The 16,872-nt window shown below is 64.6% G+C and carries 17 protein-coding genes; 9 read left to right on the top strand and 8 right to left on the bottom strand.

Annotated features, from left to right (window positions below; all coding sequences use genetic code 11):
* Positions 1 to 117: 117 nt before the first annotated feature.
* Positions 118 to 972, bottom strand: a complete 855-nt coding sequence (locus FJ424_RS07260) for an NmrA family NAD(P)-binding protein (protein ID WP_140651934.1) — start codon at positions 970 to 972, stop codon at positions 118 to 120.
* 101 nt (positions 973 to 1,073) lie between these two features.
* On the opposite strand from FJ424_RS07260, the gene FJ424_RS07255 reads away from it, so the two are divergent.
* The gene (locus FJ424_RS07255; protein ID WP_140651932.1) at positions 1,074 to 1,490 is read left to right on the top strand and encodes a helix-turn-helix domain-containing protein; all 417 of its coding nucleotides are present in this window, start codon (positions 1,074 to 1,076) and stop codon (positions 1,488 to 1,490) included.
* Positions 1,491 to 1,606: 116 nt separating this feature from the next.
* Here FJ424_RS07255 and FJ424_RS07250 read toward each other — a convergent pair whose 3' ends face one another.
* The 3 genes from FJ424_RS07250 to FJ424_RS07245 all read right to left on the bottom strand — a co-directional run bounded on the left by FJ424_RS07250 (position 1,607) and on the right by FJ424_RS07245 (position 2,827).
* Positions 1,607 to 1,822 carry a hypothetical protein gene (locus FJ424_RS07250; protein WP_140651930.1) on the bottom strand — a complete coding sequence of 72 codons (216 nt, stop codon included), beginning with the start codon at positions 1,820 to 1,822 and terminating at the stop codon, positions 1,607 to 1,609.
* Positions 1,823 to 2,346: 524 nt separating this feature from the next.
* Entirely contained in the window at positions 2,347 to 2,493 is a 147-nt protein-coding gene (locus FJ424_RS33505) for a hypothetical protein (RefSeq protein WP_181175240.1), read from the bottom strand.
* A 100-nt stretch (positions 2,494 to 2,593) separates the two neighbouring features.
* Positions 2,594 to 2,827 carry a hypothetical protein gene (locus FJ424_RS07245; protein WP_095767121.1) on the bottom strand — a complete coding sequence of 78 codons (234 nt, stop codon included), beginning with the start codon at positions 2,825 to 2,827 and terminating at the stop codon, positions 2,594 to 2,596.
* Between the two features lie 187 nt (positions 2,828 to 3,014).
* Here FJ424_RS07245 and FJ424_RS33500 point away from each other — a divergent pair, with 187 nt between their 5' ends.
* The 3 genes from FJ424_RS33500 to FJ424_RS07235 all read left to right on the top strand — a co-directional run bounded on the left by FJ424_RS33500 (position 3,015) and on the right by FJ424_RS07235 (position 6,844).
* Complete coding sequence (locus FJ424_RS33500) at positions 3,015 to 3,176, top strand: hypothetical protein (protein WP_181181984.1); 162 nt, start codon at positions 3,015 to 3,017, stop codon at positions 3,174 to 3,176.
* Between the two features lie 650 nt (positions 3,177 to 3,826).
* The gene (locus tag FJ424_RS07240) at positions 3,827 to 5,353 is read left to right on the top strand and encodes a DUF2778 domain-containing protein (RefSeq protein WP_246677169.1); all 1,527 of its coding nucleotides are present in this window, start codon (positions 3,827 to 3,829) and stop codon (positions 5,351 to 5,353) included.
* A gap of 243 nt (positions 5,354 to 5,596) precedes the next feature.
* Positions 5,597 to 6,844 (top strand): glycosyltransferase, encoded by a 1,248-nt coding sequence (locus FJ424_RS07235; protein ID WP_140651926.1) that lies wholly within the window; start codon positions 5,597 to 5,599, stop codon positions 6,842 to 6,844.
* Positions 6,845 to 6,846: 2 nt separating this feature from the next.
* On the opposite strand, the gene FJ424_RS07230 is transcribed toward FJ424_RS07235, so the two are convergent.
* Complete coding sequence (locus FJ424_RS07230; protein ID WP_246677168.1) at positions 6,847 to 7,605, bottom strand: DUF4239 domain-containing protein; 759 nt, start codon at positions 7,603 to 7,605, stop codon at positions 6,847 to 6,849.
* 213 nt (positions 7,606 to 7,818) lie between these two features.
* On the opposite strand from FJ424_RS07230, the gene FJ424_RS07225 reads away from it, so the two are divergent.
* Both FJ424_RS07225 and FJ424_RS07220 read left to right on the top strand, forming a co-directional pair.
* A complete protein-coding gene (locus tag FJ424_RS07225; protein ID WP_140644992.1) occupies positions 7,819 to 8,604 on the top strand; it encodes a ThuA domain-containing protein in 786 nt (261 codons plus the stop codon).
* A 102-nt stretch (positions 8,605 to 8,706) separates the two neighbouring features.
* Entirely contained in the window at positions 8,707 to 9,765 is a 1,059-nt protein-coding gene (locus tag FJ424_RS07220; RefSeq protein ID WP_140651924.1) for a Gfo/Idh/MocA family oxidoreductase, read from the top strand.
* Positions 9,766 to 9,978: 213 nt separating this feature from the next.
* Here FJ424_RS07220 and FJ424_RS07215 read toward each other — a convergent pair whose 3' ends face one another.
* The 3 genes from FJ424_RS07215 to FJ424_RS07205 all read right to left on the bottom strand — a co-directional run bounded on the left by FJ424_RS07215 (position 9,979) and on the right by FJ424_RS07205 (position 13,427).
* Positions 9,979 to 10,701, bottom strand: a complete 723-nt coding sequence (locus tag FJ424_RS07215) for a 3-keto-5-aminohexanoate cleavage protein (protein ID WP_140651922.1) — start codon at positions 10,699 to 10,701, stop codon at positions 9,979 to 9,981.
* Positions 10,702 to 10,866: 165 nt separating this feature from the next.
* Positions 10,867 to 11,799 carry a dimethylarginine dimethylaminohydrolase family protein gene (locus FJ424_RS07210; RefSeq protein WP_040988460.1) on the bottom strand — a complete coding sequence of 311 codons (933 nt, stop codon included), beginning with the start codon at positions 11,797 to 11,799 and terminating at the stop codon, positions 10,867 to 10,869.
* A 35-nt stretch (positions 11,800 to 11,834) separates the two neighbouring features.
* On the bottom strand, positions 11,835 to 13,427 hold the full coding sequence (locus FJ424_RS07205) for an amidohydrolase (protein ID WP_181181983.1): 1,593 nt from the start codon (positions 13,425 to 13,427) through the stop codon (positions 11,835 to 11,837).
* Positions 13,428 to 13,509: 82 nt separating this feature from the next.
* Between FJ424_RS07205 and FJ424_RS07200 the strand changes: the two genes are divergently transcribed.
* From FJ424_RS07200 to FJ424_RS07190, 3 genes are all read left to right on the top strand, one after another.
* Positions 13,510 to 14,397 carry a LysR substrate-binding domain-containing protein gene (locus FJ424_RS07200; protein WP_140651918.1) on the top strand — a complete coding sequence of 296 codons (888 nt, stop codon included), beginning with the start codon at positions 13,510 to 13,512 and terminating at the stop codon, positions 14,395 to 14,397.
* Positions 14,398 to 14,566: 169 nt separating this feature from the next.
* Complete coding sequence (locus tag FJ424_RS07195; RefSeq protein WP_140651917.1) at positions 14,567 to 15,661, top strand: ABC transporter ATP-binding protein; 1,095 nt, start codon at positions 14,567 to 14,569, stop codon at positions 15,659 to 15,661.
* An 83-nt stretch (positions 15,662 to 15,744) separates the two neighbouring features.
* Positions 15,745 to 16,860 (top strand): ABC transporter substrate-binding protein, encoded by a 1,116-nt coding sequence (locus tag FJ424_RS07190; protein WP_140651956.1) that lies wholly within the window; start codon positions 15,745 to 15,747, stop codon positions 16,858 to 16,860.
* Positions 16,861 to 16,872 lie beyond the last annotated feature (12 nt).

Raw genomic sequence — 16,872 nt, 5'->3', positions numbered from 1 at the left:
GCCAACTTCATGGGCTTCGTCAAACTCGCCGCTATCGCCATCTGGCTCAAATAGTTAAATCGTCACCACCGCCTAGGTCTCCTCGCTAGGAATTTCTGCCGTGAAGGTTCAGGCGGCTCAGCGCGAACGGGCGAAAGTCCGCGCCCAGTCTTCGAAGCTGGTCGGCGTGGCGTTTTCGGCTGAGGGTGCCTCCAGCGCCCAGCGCTCGCCTCTGTTGAAGCTTGCCGCCGTTTCGCCCAGCGCATCGGCAAAACTCGCCGATATGCCGTTGGCGACCATGCCGGCCCGCGTTTCGGCGAACGGCGCTTCATGATAGGCGACATCCTTGCCGATCGCCCGGCCCAGGATCGTGGTGGCCTGTTCGAGCGTGTAGGAACCGCCGCCGTGCAATTCGACGACGCGCCGGGCCGGAAAATGTTCGGCGCTCAACAGGGCGGCGGCGCGCTCGCCAACGTCCTTGGCGGCAATCAACGGCATCGGCAGGTCGCCGCGGAAGGGCGAGGCGAAGACGCCGGACGCCGCCTGCTCGACGAAGCCCATGCCCTTGACGAAATTCTCCATGAAGAAGGAGGCGCGCAGATAGACGAGCTCCTCCAGGCCCAGCGCGGCAAGCCGCTCCTCCATCATCGCGGCGCCAAGCGAGGTACCCATTCTGAGATGGGCATTGAGGCCGCTGAGCAGCACGACACGGTGCAGGCCCGCCTTGGCGATGGATGATGCCAGCCGTGCACCGACTTGGTCCTCGAACCTGTGCAGATCGGGCGTGGTGACATCGAAGGGGATCATCACATAGGCGCCGGTGGCGCGCGAGAAGGCGGCGTCGAGCGCCGCCTGGTCGTCAAGCGCAACGCCGAGGCTGCGGGCGACGCCGCGTACCGTATGCCCTGCCCTGGTCAGCTTTGCCGAGACCTCGGCGCCGACCTCGCTGGTTGCACCGACGACCACCACCGTGCGGTTCGCTTGCTGGTTCATGACGCTCCTCCTCTGCGCTCAAATGATTTACTTTCGGAACCATTTGACGCAACGCGAGAACGATGTCAATAGTAAAGTGATTTAAAAATGGAACCATACCGATGTCGACCAAAGGAAGATCCGGCTGCCCGATCAACCTGTCGCTCGAGCTGCTCGGCGACCGCTGGACGCTGCTCATCATCCGCGACCTGATCTTCGCCGGGAAGAAGCACTTTCGCGAATTCCTGCAATCCGACGAAGGCATCTCGTCGCGCACGCTGGCCGAGCGGCTGCAGACGCTGCAGGACGAAGGCATCCTCACCCGCAGCGACGACCCGACGCACGGGCTGAAGGCGATCTATCGGCTGACCGATGCCGGCATCGACCTTTTGCCGGTGCTCGCCACGCTCGGCGCTTGGGGCGGCAAATATCGACAGGCAGACGACAAGCTCGCGCAGATAGCGGATGAGCTGGCGGCCGGCGGCCAGCCGGCGCTTGAGCGGATGAAGCAGAAGCTGAGAGCCGAGCATCTGGGGTAGGCGGCGCGACATGCCTCTGCGCGCTGGCATTCTCAATGCCGCAGCTGGGCCAACCGCCGGCGTCTGCTATCCGCGAGCCGTTCGATCCTCATTGGACAACAATTCCCCGCGGTCCGTCAGCGAGCCCGCCCACTTCCCAGCGGCCTGACCGGCTCCTCCGCCGGAGGCTCCCCGGGCAGCCCCAATCGCAGCCGCTCCTCTTCGGCAAAGATCTCGGCCTGCGCGTGGACATCGAACACTTGCTGCGTCAGCCTGCCGCCGTCGACGACGCGCACGATCCATTGGTTATTGACGGCTTTTACGCGGACACTGTCTGGCTCGCTTGTTACCATATACAGCTCCTGCTCTTCGCTCGAAGAATTGCCTGTCTCCGACCCAATACGATCTAGCGCGCCTGGAGTTGCCGAAAAGCATGGCTTATTGGTTTTTAATGCAAAGCGGCTCGCCGTTATTCGACCTGTTTGCGAAGCCTCACGAATGAAAACGAGTATGGAGCAGCAATTGCACGTCGCGCAGCGGAATTCGACTTCGCCATGGCGTTCGGTCGGCAGCGGATTTGGAAGGCGTCCGAATGGAACTGCGGATCGCGCAGCCCGTCACTTGGCCGTGCGAGAGTGCGGATCAACTCGCCGCGCGCCGGCGGCCCGGCAGCCTTGGGGGGTGATACTGGGTTCGGCGGCCGGGCCTGACCGGAGTTTGCGAGGCCGCCGGCTGTCGTGAGGATGCGCTTGGGGCCGGCCAAGGACAAGAACGACCTAGGCCCTAGGACCAAAGGGCATAGTCAAGACGGCCGAATTGTCATTGGCCAATTGCGATCGGATTGACCGGAAATAAGGCGCGTCGCAAGCCGGCCGCGTCAAAAGCCGAAGAAATGCCGGCCGACGAGATAGCCGAGGGCCGCGACGACCAGCGGAAACACCGCCGGCGCGGCCTTGCTGAACAGCGAGGTGTTTATCTCCTTGGCAGGAGCACTGGGTTTGGCATTGCCGAGGTTTTTGGTCATGGGATCTAATTACCGGTTGGGGCTAGCTGCCGGCCGAACCATTAAATTAGCAGTTGCTTATTAAGTTTCCGGCAAGCCCGACGCTACAATTCGCAGCAATTTATTCCGATTGCTGCGTACGCTCGGCAAGCGCGAAGGCCTGAAGGTTACGCGACTTGCCGGGATCCTGGTCGGCGTTGGCGATAATGGCGTGGAAGGCCGCGCGGGCAATATCCCTCTTCTTGGCGTCCGGGTGCAGTTTTCGCACCGCCTTGAGCAGGTCTTTCGGTTTCATATCGGGGGTGACAACGCGCATCAGCGTATCGCCTATGGCCTGCAATTCGCTGGCATCCATAACGATGAACCCTGTTTTGGCACATCAAGCCTAGCATATAGCGGAGCGAGCGCGTCATTTTTGTGATGCGCGCCGCGGGCTCGGAGCCGCCTCTCTAAGAATTTCGTGGCGAGGCGTCAGCCCTGACGCCGGTGAGGCGCGGGAACCCCGGCATTGTCGCCGAGTTTAGATCCCGAGGCGAATTGCCATGGAAGACAGACCGCCCGCCGAAAACCCGGGAAGGACCCTCGTCACGGTGCTGGCAATCTGTGTTTTCATCATTGCCCTGTTTTTTATCGGCTTCAAATATTCGGAGCCGGACCAGGGAGCGCTGATCGTGCCGGGCGCTGTACAGCAAGGCAGCAAGTGAATGACTGGCGAGCACCAAGGCCTGACCAGGCTGGTGGAGCGCCTGGCAATCCCCAAGGATTTCGCGCGGCTGCGAAGCCAGTGAGATCGGGCTGACTGTTCCGTGCCGCACCGAGGTCGCCCCGCCCGCCCGGCAGGGTGACTTTTTTTGGGGCGATCGTCGCGAATATGCGGCAAGCCGACCCCCCCCGAACTCCTCGCCGCCTGGCCCAGAAGTTTTTGCAACTGGCTTTTCAGTATTCTTCAGGCTGTCGCATTTTAACCCTAATCGGCCTCTAGCCGGCCGGAGATGCTGCGGTTCCAGCCTTCACGGTTTCTTGACAGGGGCCGGAAAAACGGGCAGCAAGTCGGGTGAGGGAGAGCATTTCTACCGTGGCGCAGACCATGGAGAGCTCTTTTTTCGCATGGACCGTCGCCAAATCGGCGATTGGTGGAGGGATTGGTTAACCATCTTTGTCCATCTTTTGAATCAATCGGCAACAGACGCGTGAAGGTGCAGGGGGCACCAGCGAACTGTGATCGTGACGGGTGCCAGGTCCGCAAACCGGCATGCCGATTGAGAGTGGTCGTATGGCGTTTTTGCGTTTGAAAAGCCGGGGTGACGCTCCTGATGGGGGGGTAACTTCGAAAAAGTCTGGTCATCGTTGGGTCGTGGTGCCTGCTGTCGGCGCCGCTCTCGCCCTATGGTCTGTCGCCACCTTGGCGGGGCTCTATTCGGTGAGCACCTCGCTGACCGCAGCTTCCAATGGATTGCCGCAAGGCCTGCTTTCGCCGCGCAACATCGCGCTTGGCGACCAGCGCCGGCTGATCGCCAACGCCTGGGCGCCGCGTCTTTCCGCCAATGGCGGCTACCAGGCGGGCTCGCTCATCGGTGGCTGCGACGCCGGCTGTTTCAGCCTCGCGACAAGCTTCAGACATGACGGCCAAGCTGCTGAAAAACCGAAGAATGAAGGCCACGACGGCAAGATGGCGCGCCTCAGGCTGCCGTCGCCTGACAGCGTCGCGCAGGAGAAGGTCGTGGTGGTGGCTTCGGCCGCCGGAGCCGCCGACCGTTTCGACGGCGTGGTGAAAAAGGCCGCGCTTTCGCCGCAGAAGCTTGCCGAAGCCTTTGCCCGCGCCGAGAACGCGCCGTTCCTGCTTGCCAGCCTGCCCTCGGCCAGCCGCTTCGGCGGCACTGAGCCGGACGCCCCGGCGGAAGCCCGCTTCGGTTCGCAGCCGGCCCAAATCGCCGGCGCTTCCGAACTGGCGCTGGCGCTTGCCAACGTGGCGCCGGAGGATACGGCGGACGTTCCAACCGCCGTCGCGCTCGAAAACAGCGACGCGCCAAATGTCGCCGACACCCCGGACAACGGCCAGGACGGCGAGTATCAGGTCGCCTCGCTGCCGCCGCAGGACGATTTGCCCGACACCATCGCCGTGCCCGGCCTTCGACCGCGCACCACGCTCGAGCGCGCTACCGAGGCGCCCGAACAGAACGCGGCCAAGCCGCAGAAACCAGAGATCGCGAAGCCGCAGGCGGCCAGGGCCAAGCCGCAGCCAGCCGACACCGCGCAAAGCGCGCCGACGGCGGTCTCGCCCAGGAACGGCGACCAGGCCCTGCCGGGCGTGCCTGGCTCAAAGCCGCTCGTGGCCGACTCCAAGCCCGGCAAGCGCAAGGCGCAGGCGTCCGAGATGCTCGCCTATGCCAAGCCTGACACGCCGGAAAGAGGCGGCCTCGGCAGCGCGTTCCGCAATCTTTTCAACGGTCCCTCCACGGGCAATGGCGTCGCCGTCTACGATATTTCGGCGAGGACCGTCTACATGCCCGACGGCTCGAAGCTGGAGGCGCATTCGGGACTTGGTTCGATGGTCGACCAGCCACGCTTCGTGGACCGCAAGAATGTCGGTCCGACACCGCCCGACACATACAACCTGTCCATCCGTGAATCGCGCTTCCATGGCGTCGAGGCGATCCGGCTGACGCCGGCCAGCGGCAGGAACAAATACGGCCGCAACGGCCTGCTCGCGCATACCTACATGCTGCGCGGCGGCCGCGCTGAGTCCAATGGCTGCGTCGTCTTCAGGGACTACCACCGCTTCCTCGCCGCTTACAAAAAGGGCAAGATCAAGCGTCTTGTCGTCGTCCCGCGGCTCACAAGGTCCCCCACCCAGGTCGCCCAGGAGGGCCGCCAAGGTTAAGCCGAACCGGCCGGCGCGCTGGTCGCCGGCTATTATCGATCCCCACTTGCTGATCCGAAGGGCTTGGCGCGAAGACGCGCCCAAGTATTTGCCGTCGCTTAAACCATGGCGACGATCGCAACCTCATCGGAGGAAGCGATAACGACCCTTCCCAGAAGTGAGATATGGCGCAGCCCGGGCTTGCGGCAAGCCCCCGGCCATGGCGTATCAACGCTGCTCCGAAAAACCACAACGGAGCACGGAATGCGTATCCTGTTATCGACTTACGGCTCGCGCGGCGACGTCGAACCGCTGGCGGCGCTGGGCGCGACGTTGCGAGCGCACGGCGTCGAGGCCAAAGTGAGCGCGCCCGGCGACGCGGAGTTTGTGGCCCTCCTCGCCCGCGCCGGCGTGACGATGGCCCCGGCCTTCGCGCCGGTGCGCGAATGGGCGAAGGAAATGATCAACCGGTCGCGATCGGCGTCGCCCGAAGGCCGGGCCAGGCTGATTTCCGGCCAGGCGGCCGAGATCGTCGCCAGGCAATATGAGGCGCTTAGCGCAGCCGCCGAAGGCTGCGACGCGGTGGTGGCGTTCGGCCTTTTCCCTTCCTGTGCCGCCGCGCGGCTGATCGCGGAACAACGCGGCATGCGCTACATGCTCGGCACGTTCTGCCCCGTCTGGCTGCCGTCGCCGCACAACCGGCCGCATGAATATCCAAGCCATCCGCTGCCGCCCGGCGTGACCGACAACCGGCTGCTGTGGGAGATGGACATCCGGACCAAGAACGCGCTCTTCGGCGAAGCGGTCAACGGCCAGCGCGCATCGCTCGGGCTGCTCCCGGTGGAAAATGTCCGGGACTATGTCTACGACAATCCCGTCCTGCTCGCCTGCGACCCGACGCTTGGGCCATGGCCGGACTCGGACCTGATCGACGCCGTCCAGACCGGCGCCTTCATCCTGCCGGACGAGCGGCCCTTCCCTGATGGCCTGGAGGCCTTTCTCGATGCAGGCCCGCCACCTGTCTATGTCGGCTTCGGCTCGATATCGGTCGCCAGGGAAGCCGGCTTCACTGCCATCGAAGCGATCCGCGCCAGGGGCCTTCGCGCGGTCATCGCGCGTGGCTGGGCCGAGCTCGGCACCGTCGACGACCGCGACGACTGCTTCGCCGTCGGCGAGGTCAACCAGCAGGCGCTGTTCGGCCGCGTCGCCGCCGTCATCCACCATGGCGGCGCCGGCACGACCGTTGCCGCTGCGCGGGCGGGAGCGCCGCAGGCGATCGTGCCGCAGATCGGCGACCAGCCTTACTGGGCGCGGCGGGTGGCCGAACTGGGCATAGGGGCGGCGAATGACGGTCCGGTGCCGAGCGCGGAGTCGTTGTCGGCGGCGTTGGATGTGGCGCTGGCGCCCGAAACTAGCACGCGTGCTGCGGCAGTGGCCGGCAAGATCCGCACCGACGGCGCCGAGGTGGCGGCAAGGCTGCTGATTGAATTGGCGGGGCAACCTAGCCGGTGAACTCATTGCGTCGTTAGTTCCGCCAGCGCCCTTTGCAGGGGCGTCGGCGAGACCTGGATCGGGCCTGAGAAGGGACTGTCCATGTCGATGATCAAATAGACCGCCGCCGCCGCCAGCGCTCCAGAAACGAGGCATGTGAAGACGACGGTGCCATTGTGCGGTGCCCTGAAGCCGAAGCTGGCGAAAATAAGCGTCAGCCATGCCACGAGCAGCACGATCAGCGGCGCAGGGATGGCGCCCTCGGATTGCTCGGCCAGTATCCAGCGCTGCTCGATCAGCTTCTGAAGTTGCTGCGTCGCAGCCTGTTGCGCGGCGGTCTGCTTGGCATCCGCGGGCGTCAATCCCGCCAGGATGTCTCCGACCTGATAGAGCAGCAGTTCCGACAGCCTGTTCGGGACGACGGTTGTGTCGCTGTCGGCGGTGGAGGTGTCGACGACGCGTTGGACATAGGCAGCGAGCGACTGCCGGGCGCTGTCCGCCTCCGGCCCGTAATGCCGGAGTGTTCGGTCGAGCAGAATAATCTCGGTGGCGAAGGTGTGTACGTTGCCGTTGATGGACTCAAACGTGTTCTTGGCCGAGTTGATCATCAGACCGAGCATAAGCGAGGACATCACCACGAAAAGGTTCGCGGCAAGCCGCACCACCGCGCTGGTGTCGTCCCTAAGGTGGTGAGCGGGGAAGCGCTCGTGCACCATCAAGCTGACCAGCGAGGCCCCGGCCAGGCAAGCAAAGATCGCTGTCCCTACAAGCACTTCGCCCATGGCGGACATTGTAACCGAGGCGCGGCGCTTGCCAATTGGCTGTGCGAGGGTTGAATTAATGTCGAAGCATAAGGACGTATATCGCTGGCTGGTAAGGCGACTTTCATGCCGGGCTCCATGCACAGCGAGGCGAAGGTCGAAAACCGCTTTCAATACCGGGCGAAGGCGCTATCTATGGCGCGGGGCGGCTCCCAATCACACACGAGGCTATCCATGACAATTCGCGCTGTCGTCTGGGGCGAGAACATCCATGAGCGGACCAATGAGGTGGTCGCCGGCATCTATCCGGAAGGCATGCACGCGACCATCGCCAAGGCGCTGAATGCGGACAAGGCGATCTCCGCCTCGACGGCGACGCTGGAGCAGCCCGAGCACGGCCTGCCGGAATCCCGCCTCGCCGAAACGGACGTGCTGGTCTGGTGGGGCCACAAGGACCATGGCGCGGTGACCGACGAGGTGGTCGAGCGCGTCGCAAAACGCGTCTGGGAAGGCATGGGACTGATCGTGCTCCATTCCGGCCATTTCTCGAAGATCTTCAAGCGGCTGATGGGCACGCCCTGCACGCTGAAATGGCGCGAGGCCGGCGAACGCGAGCGGCTTTGGGTGACGAGCCCCAGCCATCCGATCGCCGACGGCGTCGGCGAATTCTTCGAGCTCGAAAACGAGGAAATGTATGGCGAGCAGTTCGCCGTGCCGGAGCCGCTGGAAACCGTCTTCATCTCCTGGTTCCAGGGCGGCGAGGTGTTCCGCTCGGGCCTGACTTACCGGCGCGGCGCCGGCAATGTCTTCTACTTCCGCCCCGGACACGAAACCTACCCGACCTATCACGATGCGACGGTCCAGAAAGTGCTGCGCAACGCGGTGAAGTGGGCGCACAACCCGCAGGGATCGAAGCCCGCCATCCTCGATGCGCCGAACGTGCCGGTGGAGAAGGCGCTGGAGCCGATCGAGGAGCGCGGGCCCAAGCTGCACGCGCATGGCGAGGCCGGCTTCCGCTAAAAAAGCACTTCCCTGCTTCGCTTGGGATTGCGCCGATACAGCGCCTGGGTCACATTCGCCCCACATGATTGAATCGAACCAAATCGTTCGGAGGAGCAGAAAATGCGGCTTTTGATACTCGGTACCGGCTGGATGGCGCAGGAACATGCCCGCCGCTTCGGCGCCATCGAGGGCGTGGAATTGGCGGCGGCCGTCGATGTCGATGAAAAGCGCGTCGGCGAGTACGCAGACGGCTTCAAGATTCCGAAGCGCTTCACCTCGCTGGAGGCGGCGCTCGACTGGGGCGATTTCGACGCGGTCGCCAATGTCACGCCGGACCGCATCCACCACCCGACCACCCTGGCGCTCGTCGCCGCCGGCAAGCCGGTGCTGTGCGAGAAGCCGCTGGCCGAGAATTTCGCCAGGGCGAGCGAAATGGCCGACGCCGCGGAAGCCGCCGGCATCGTCAATATGGTCAATCTCACCTATCGCAACGTGGCCGCGCTGCAGAAGGCGCGCCGGATGGTGCAGGCCGGCGAGATCGGCACGGTGCGCCATGTCGAGGCCTCCTATCTGCAGAGCTGGCTGGTCTCGAAATTCTGGGGCGACTGGCGCACCGATCCGAAATGGCTGTGGCGGCTGTCGCGCGGCCATGGCTCCAACGGCGTGCTCGGTGATGTAGGCATCCACATCCTCGATTTCGCCAGCTATGGCGCGGCGCTCGACATCGACCATGTGTTCTGCCGGCTGCGCGCCTTCGACAAGGCGCCGGACAACCGCATCGGCGAGTACCAGCTCGACGCCAACGACAGTTTCGCCATGACGCTCGATTTCTCCAATGGCGCCTTCGGCGTGGTGCATGCCAGCCGCTGGGCCACCGGCCACATCAACGAACTGCGCCTGCGCATCCATGGCGACAAGGGCGCCATCGAGGTGGTGCACAATCTCGATGGCTCGATGCTGAAGGCGTGTGTCGGTAGCAACGTCGAGAACGCCAAATGGGAGGAGCTCGATGCCGGCACGGTGCCGACCAACTACCAGCGCTTCGTCGAGGCGGTGCGGAGCGGCGTGCAGGCCGAGCCGACCTTCCGCCACGCGGCGGGCCTGCAGAAGGTGCTGGACCTTGCCGTCGTGTCGGATGAGAAACGGGCGGAGTTGAGAGCCAACGCCGATACGCAGTGAAGGTTTCGCGATGCAGGGAAGCGCTGCGCTCTACGGCGCCCCCCTCTGTCCTGCCGGACATCTCCCCCACAAGGGGGGAGATTGGCAGCTTCGCGGCTGCGCTTCTTTAGACGCCAACAATAGGCGAAAGCCGGCGCGACATTGATCTCCCCCCATGTGGGGGAGATGGCCGGCAGGCCAGAGGGGGGCGCTGTCCCGCCAGTCTAGCATGTTTTATCGAGACCGATAAATCCCGATCGCCGCCGCCACCAGCGCCGCATTGCCGTCCGCCACGCTGCCGTCCGGCAATTCCTTGCCGTCCTCCAATCCCACTCGGGTCGAAAATTTCCGCGCCGCCGCGCGCTCGACGAAGGGCCATACCGTCGCGTTCTCGCCATGCAGCAGAATCGAGCGGCGAATGCCGGCGCGTTCCAGCACCTTCTCGATGCCGTCGGCCACCGCAAAGGCCTCGTCCAGCGTCTGCTCGGAAATCTCGATCAGCACGCGCAGCACCCGGCCGCCATGATCGAGGCCGACCAGTCGTTCGGCGTCGGCGACGGACGCCAGGCCCGCCTCGATGCCGATGCCGCGCTGGCGCAGGCTTTCCATGACGACGGGGGCGGCCGTCTCGCTGAGATTGACCGAGGCATAGTCGGGCAGTTCGCGCCAGCCGGAGATGGCGACAAGCGTGCGCAGGTCGTCCTTCACGATCCAGGCGCCGGTGGAGACGCCGATCAGCGTGCCCGGGCCGGCGCGGCGGAGTGCCGCGACCGTCCTGTCCATCGCTTCCGGCGCCAGGCTCTCTCGCCCGTCGGCGCCACGTGCATGGACGTGCAGCTCGACCGCGCCCGCAGCGATCGACGCGGCGGCGTCGCGCGCCATCGCTTCGGGGTCGAGCGGCAAAGCGGGGTGGAAATCGGCGGGACGGGCGCCGTTGATGCAGGCCTGAACGATCATCCTTGCGGCAATCCTGTTTCGGTTGGCCGGAGCCTAGCCCAGGATCGAAGTGGCCGGAACCGGAACGATGCAATCTCCTGACAGGCCGCGCGACCAATATCCCCCCGGCCTGCGACCAGAGGGATAGACATTCATCGCGGGCGATCGCCGAACTTCGAAAACCCCTTACGCCGGCACGCGCTTCAGCGCCTGCGCCATGCAGTGAATGCCGCCGCCGGTCTTGGAGATTTCGCTCATGTCGACGGCCGCGACCTCGAAGCCTTGAGCTTTCAGCTTCTCGATCAGCGTCTTGCTGGAGGTCGGGGCGATCACCCTGTCCTTGCCGAGCGACATGAAGTTGCAGCCGAGCGCCATCGTGTCCTGGAAGGGCACGTCGATGATCTCGTGGCCCTTGCCCTTCAGCCAGTCGACGATGCCGGGCTCGGTGCAGGCAAGGCAGACGGCGGTGAGCTTTTCGGCGATCGGCACCACCATCAGGTCGATATGGACGTAATATTCGTCGATGAAGGCGAGACGCGTCTCCCAGCCTTCCTTCTCGAACCAGTCCTGTACCTGGCGCGCGCCCTCTTCCTGCGTGCGGGCGCCGCCGCAGCCGATCAGCACCACGCCCTCCTCGATGACGTTGAAGTCGCCCCCCTCGAAGGTGCCGGCCGTCACCATGTCGTAGATCGGGATGCCGAGTTTTTCATAGGTGCGGATGGCGGCATAGTTCTCGCCGCGCCGCCACCAGTTGGCCATGGCGGTGATGAAGGCGCCGTAAGGCGTCATGACGCTGGAGTCGCGCGAATAGACTTGCATCGGCAGTTCCGGCGTCGGCTCGTGCCAGTGGATGTTGACGCCGAAATGCTCATAGGCCGCGACGAGGTCCTTGTGCTGCGCCTGCGCGATCTGGACGTTGCAGGGCGCCTCGCGCAGATGCTTGCGCGACAGCGAGCTGGTCGACAGGTGGCGCAGGAAGTTCGGCGAGCCGAGCAGGACGTCGGTCAGCACGTCGGTCTCATTGGCGAAGCCCCACGCGGTCAGCGGCTTGGTGCCGCCATTGGGGTTGCGGCGCTGCAGCGAGAACGGCTCGGCGACGATGCGGTCATGGACAGTCATGGAGTTCTCCTCGAGCTGGTGTCGTTGTTGGTGAGTTATGCGGTGGAAGCGGCCGGGATCCACCAGCCGCGCCCGCGCGGCGTGGTGACATATTCCGGCCAGCGGAAATGGATGGGCGGTTCGTAGTCGCAAAGCGGCGCGATCCAGTTCGAGCCGCCGACGCCTCCGTCGGTTCGCTTGACGAATTCGTGCATGGCGGCGTCGCGCGCGGCCTTGTCTTCCAGCAGGCGCAGCGCCGTCAGCGCGACCGTCTTGGCGGCGCAGGTCACCATCGGATCGATGGTGGCGGAAATACCGCCCAGCGCATTCATAACCCAGGAGGGATAGGCGTGGCCGTTTGCCGAGCGCAGCGCCGGACGGGCGACATAGAAGCGCGAGGTCGGCGCGTGCCAGCTCATGTCGGTGTAGTCGTCCGAGGTGGAGTTCAGCTGCGACGGCGGCAGGTCGCGGCGCAGGATCGCTTCCGCGTCGCGCGGCGAAATCAGCCGCTCCAGCTCGTCGATGAACGGGTTCTCGGTCGCCTCGCCGCCGGCGTTGACCTGGACCTCGCGGGCGATGGCCTTCGCCGCCTCGTCCCAACGCGGCGCGCCGACGGTCGAGAGTGACTGATAGGTGATGTCGGCCATGGCGTGGTTGGCCAGTCCTGGGCGCGACTTCGATACCCAGTGGCGCTCGTAGCGGCAGCCGCTCATCTTGGCCGCCGCTTCCGCGTTGCGGTCGAGCATGGCGGTCACCTGCTCGGCCATGGCAATGGTCGGCACGCGGATCATGTACTGGATCTCGGCCAGGCCTGCCGGCAGATTGTCGGCCGTGGCCTGCCCTGCCGTCAGGATCGCCTCGCTGATCGACCAGCCGCCCTGATGCGTCAGCATGGAATCGCGCAGCGCCTTGGAGGCCATGTACATCATCATCAGCGCATCGTTGGCGCCGGGCGCCCGGACCGCCGAATGCGCCTGCGGGATCGGTGCGCCGTCGCTGGCGCGAACCCAATTTTCCGGTTGGTCGCAGACGAAGCGATAGATCATCGAATAGGCGGCGCCGCAATGCGTGTCCCAGCGCGCGGTGTTGCAGAGCGGGAGCATGTAGAAGGGATGGAAGGAGATCATGCCGGCGAGGCCGTCATAATAGCCTTTTGCCGCATGGATCGGCTTCGAGCCCCTCACCTTCTCGGCCGGCTCGCCGGTGAAACGCAGCGTGCCCTTGATGCCATGCTCCAGCATCGCCGCCTTGGTAGCCAGAAGCCCGCCGAGGCTGCCGATGCCGAGGCCCGAATGTGGATCGGTGTGGCCGCCGGCCTCGACGCCGAGGCCCGGCCTCGCGCGTTTGACCGTCGCGGCATCCTGGCAGTTGCCGGGCACCGCATCATACTCGCCATACATGCCGATCACCGGACCGTCGCCATTCGTCCAATGGGCGCAGAAGGCCGTCGGCATGCCGCCCGAGCCTTCCTCGACCGAAAAGCCTTCGCGCTTCAGCCGATCGACATACCAGGCGGCCGACTGGTATTCGCGCCAGGCGGTCTCGCCGAAATCGAAGATGGTGCGCGTCCAGGCCGACAGCAGCGGCTGGATGCTGTCGATGCAGGCGAGCGCGGTTTCTTGCGCCGAAGTCGTCACCGGTTTGTCCATGTCTCAAAGAAAGCAGTGAAGCGGCTCATCAAAAAGTGATATGTTTTCCCGGCTCGTGCAAATTCGGTTCACCTGAGGCCTCTTGCGAATACCTTCCACGCAGGCGCTGCGCGCCCTCGACAGCTTCGCCCGTCACGGCAGCGTTTGGCGCGCCGCCGACGAGCTTCACCTCACCCGAAGTGCTGTCTCGCATCAGTTGCGACTGCTCGAGCGCGATCTCGGCTTCGATCTCTTGCAGCGCATCGGCAAGGGCGTGGCGCTGACGCCGCGCGGCCAGCGCTACGCGGCCGATGTCAGGAAGGCGCTGACCGTGCTCGGCGACGCGGGAACGCAAAACAGCGGTGCCGGCGTCGGCGGCTCCTTCGGCATCTCGTGCCCGCCGGGCTTCGCCTCGATGTTCCTGTGCACGCATATCGGCGAATTCCAGCAGATGTATCCGGACGTGGCGCTCTCCGTGCTGACGCCGCGGCGGCTCGACGACGTCTCCAACCCGGAGGCCGACGCCTTCATCGCCTTCGGTGTCGGCAACTGGCCGAACCGGGCGGTGGAACTGCTTTGCGAAGTCCAGTTCACGCCGTTGTGCAGCCCGACCCTGCTCAACAAGATCGGCGGCTTTTCCAAACCCGCCGACGTGCTGCGCGCCAATCTCCTGCATCTTTCCGACACTGAGGACTGGGCACGCTGGCTGGCGCTGTCCAAGGTGGAAAATCCCGATACCGAAGGCGGCATCTTCTTTTCCGACATGAACCTCGTCTTCTCGGCAGCGATCGCCGGCCAAGGCATTGCCATGGGCGACGAGCTGACCGGTCGCCGGGCACTGAGCGAGGGCCGGCTGGTCAAGCCGTTCGAGGCGTCGGTCCCCTCGCCGCGTTCGTATTACCTGGTGTTCGAGCATGCGAAGGCCGCGCATCCGGTGCTGAATGCGTTCAGCGACTGGCTAAGGGCGAAGTTGTTGGAGAACAGGCTTTAGATCGAGCAGAGCGATGGAGAGCCAATCTCCCCGCGGGGGGAGATTGGCTCTTCATCGCCACTCCCTCTCTCAGACGTGAATCGAATTTGCCGATCAGGCGAAAACTATTCGGTTGCGGTGAGCCGCAGCCATGCCTACGATTTCATTGGGAACTGAGGAAAGAGCCAGGATGCAGCAACCCGGCCGGGCCGCGGAGATCAAAGCGAACGGGATCGGCAAGAGCTTCGGCTCGTTCCGAGCGCTGGACAATCTGTCGCTGGATATCGGCCGCGGCGAGTTCCTGACGCTGCTTGGACCGTCAGGTTCCGGCAAGACCACCTTCCTGATGATCCTCGCCGGCTTTGTGCAGCCGAGCGAAGGCAAGCTTTTCAGCGACGGCGTCGATATAACCAACCGGCCGGCCGAACAGCGCGCCGCCGGCATGGTCTTCCAGGGCTATGCTTTGTTCCCGCATATGAGCGTGGAGCAGAACATCGCCTTCCCGCTCAAGGTGCGCAAGAAATCCGCCTCGGAAATCAAGCAACGTGTCGGCGAGATGGTCGAGCGTGTCGGCCTCAAGGGCCATGAGAAGAAACTGCCGGCCCAGCTTTCCGGCGGCCAGCAGCAGCGCGTGGCGCTGGCCCGCGCGCTGGTGTTCGAGCCGGGCGTGCTGCTCCTCGACGAGCCGTTCTCGGCGCTCGACAAGAGCCTGCGCGGCCAGATGCAGGCCGAGATGAAGCGGCTGCACCAGGAAACCGGCACCACCTTCGTCTTCGTCACCCACGACCAGAGCGAGGCACTGGCGCTGTCGTCGCGCGTCGCCATCTTCAACCACGGCAAGCTCTTGCAGGTCGGCAGGCCGGACGAGGTCTACGACCGGCCGGCCAACCGCTTCGTCGCCGAGTTCCTGGGCGAGATCAACATGCTGCCGGTGAAGGGCGTGCGCCCCGCCGACAATGGCGCGACCGGGCTCTGCGAGGACCGCGCCGTCAACATGCGCTGCAAGGCCGAGACGATAAAGGGCGACGCCATCCTCGCCATCCGACCCGAGGACATGTCGATCGCGCCGGAAGCATCGGTCAACGAGAACGGCATCGCGGCGACCGCTGTCGCCTCGACCTATCTCGGTGCCGCGACCAAACTCGACCTCACCACGCGCCAAGGCGCCAAGGTCACCGTCTCGGTGCCGAACGAGGTCGCGGCCGCGGCCTTGAGCAAAGGCAATTCCGTCTGGCTGACCTGGCCGGCGGAAAAAGGTTTCCTCCTTCCGGATGGAGGACAATAGAGCGCGCCGCCGCGGCCTGAAATCGCCGCATCGGCTTCCGGTTCAAATCAACGACAACAAGGGGAACTGACATGAACGACGATATGAACAACAAGACTCGGAAACAGGCCATCGAATCCCTCGCCGAGCGGACCAAGCGCGGCGAGATCTCGCGCCGGCAATTCGCGCAGCTCGCGGGCCTCGTGCTCGCCGGCACGCCGATGCTTTTGCGCTCGACAGGCGCTTTCGCCGACACCAAAGGGCTGGTGCTGGTGAACTGGGGCGGCGATGCCATCACGGCTTACGACGCAGCCTATGGCCAGGCCTTCACCAAGGACACCGGCATCCCGGTCAAGATGGACGGCTCCGGCCCGACCGAGGGCGCGATCGCCGCGCAGTACAAGAGCGGCGCGCCGACCTGGGACCTGGTCGACGTCGATCCGTTCTCGGCCATCACGCTCGGCGGCCAGGGCATGCTCGAGCCGATCGACTACAAGGTCGTCGACAAGAGCAAGATGCGGCCGGGCTTCGGCTGGGAATATGCGGCGTCGACCTACTTCTTCTCCTATGTGATCGCCTACGACTCGCAGAAGTTCGGCTCCAACGCGCCGACCGGCATGGCCGACTTCTTCGACGTAAAGAAGTTCCCTGGCAAGCGCTCGCTCTACAAATGGGGCGTGTCGAGCTGGGAAGCGGCCCTTCTGGCCGACGGCATCGCGCCGGCCTCGCTCTATCCGCTCGACCTGAAGCGCGCGCATGACAAGATCGCCGCCTTCAAGGAAAACGTCGTCTCCTACTGGGGTGGCGGCGCCGAAAGCCAGAGCGTTCTGCTCAACGGCGAGGCCTCAATGGCGATCGTGTGGTCGACCCGCGCCTCGCTGATCGAGCAGGATTCGGGCGGCCAGATCAAGTTCATCTGGGACCAGGGCCTGATCTCGCCCGGCGCGCTCGCGGTGCTCAAGAACAACCCCGGCGGCAAGGACGCTGCGATGAAGTTCATCGCCAGCGCGCAGGATCCGCAAAAGCAGCTCGTCATGTTCGACAAGCTCGGCCAAGGCCCGGCGAACCCGGCGGCCGACGCGCTGATCCCGGCCGACAAGAAGCGCATCAACCCTGTCGATCCGGAAAACATGAAGAAGCAGATCCCGCTCGACATGGAGTGGTACGCCAAGAATTACGGCGCCGCACTCGACGAATACACCAAGATCATCTCGGCCTGACCGGCCGAGATT

Origin of the sequence: Mesorhizobium sp. B3-1-8 (genome assembly GCF_006439495.1) — a bacterium.
Classification (GTDB): Bacteria; Pseudomonadota; Alphaproteobacteria; order Rhizobiales; family Rhizobiaceae; genus Mesorhizobium.
Note: the sequence above shows the minus strand (reverse complement) of the source record. Positions and strands in the feature narration are given on the sequence as shown.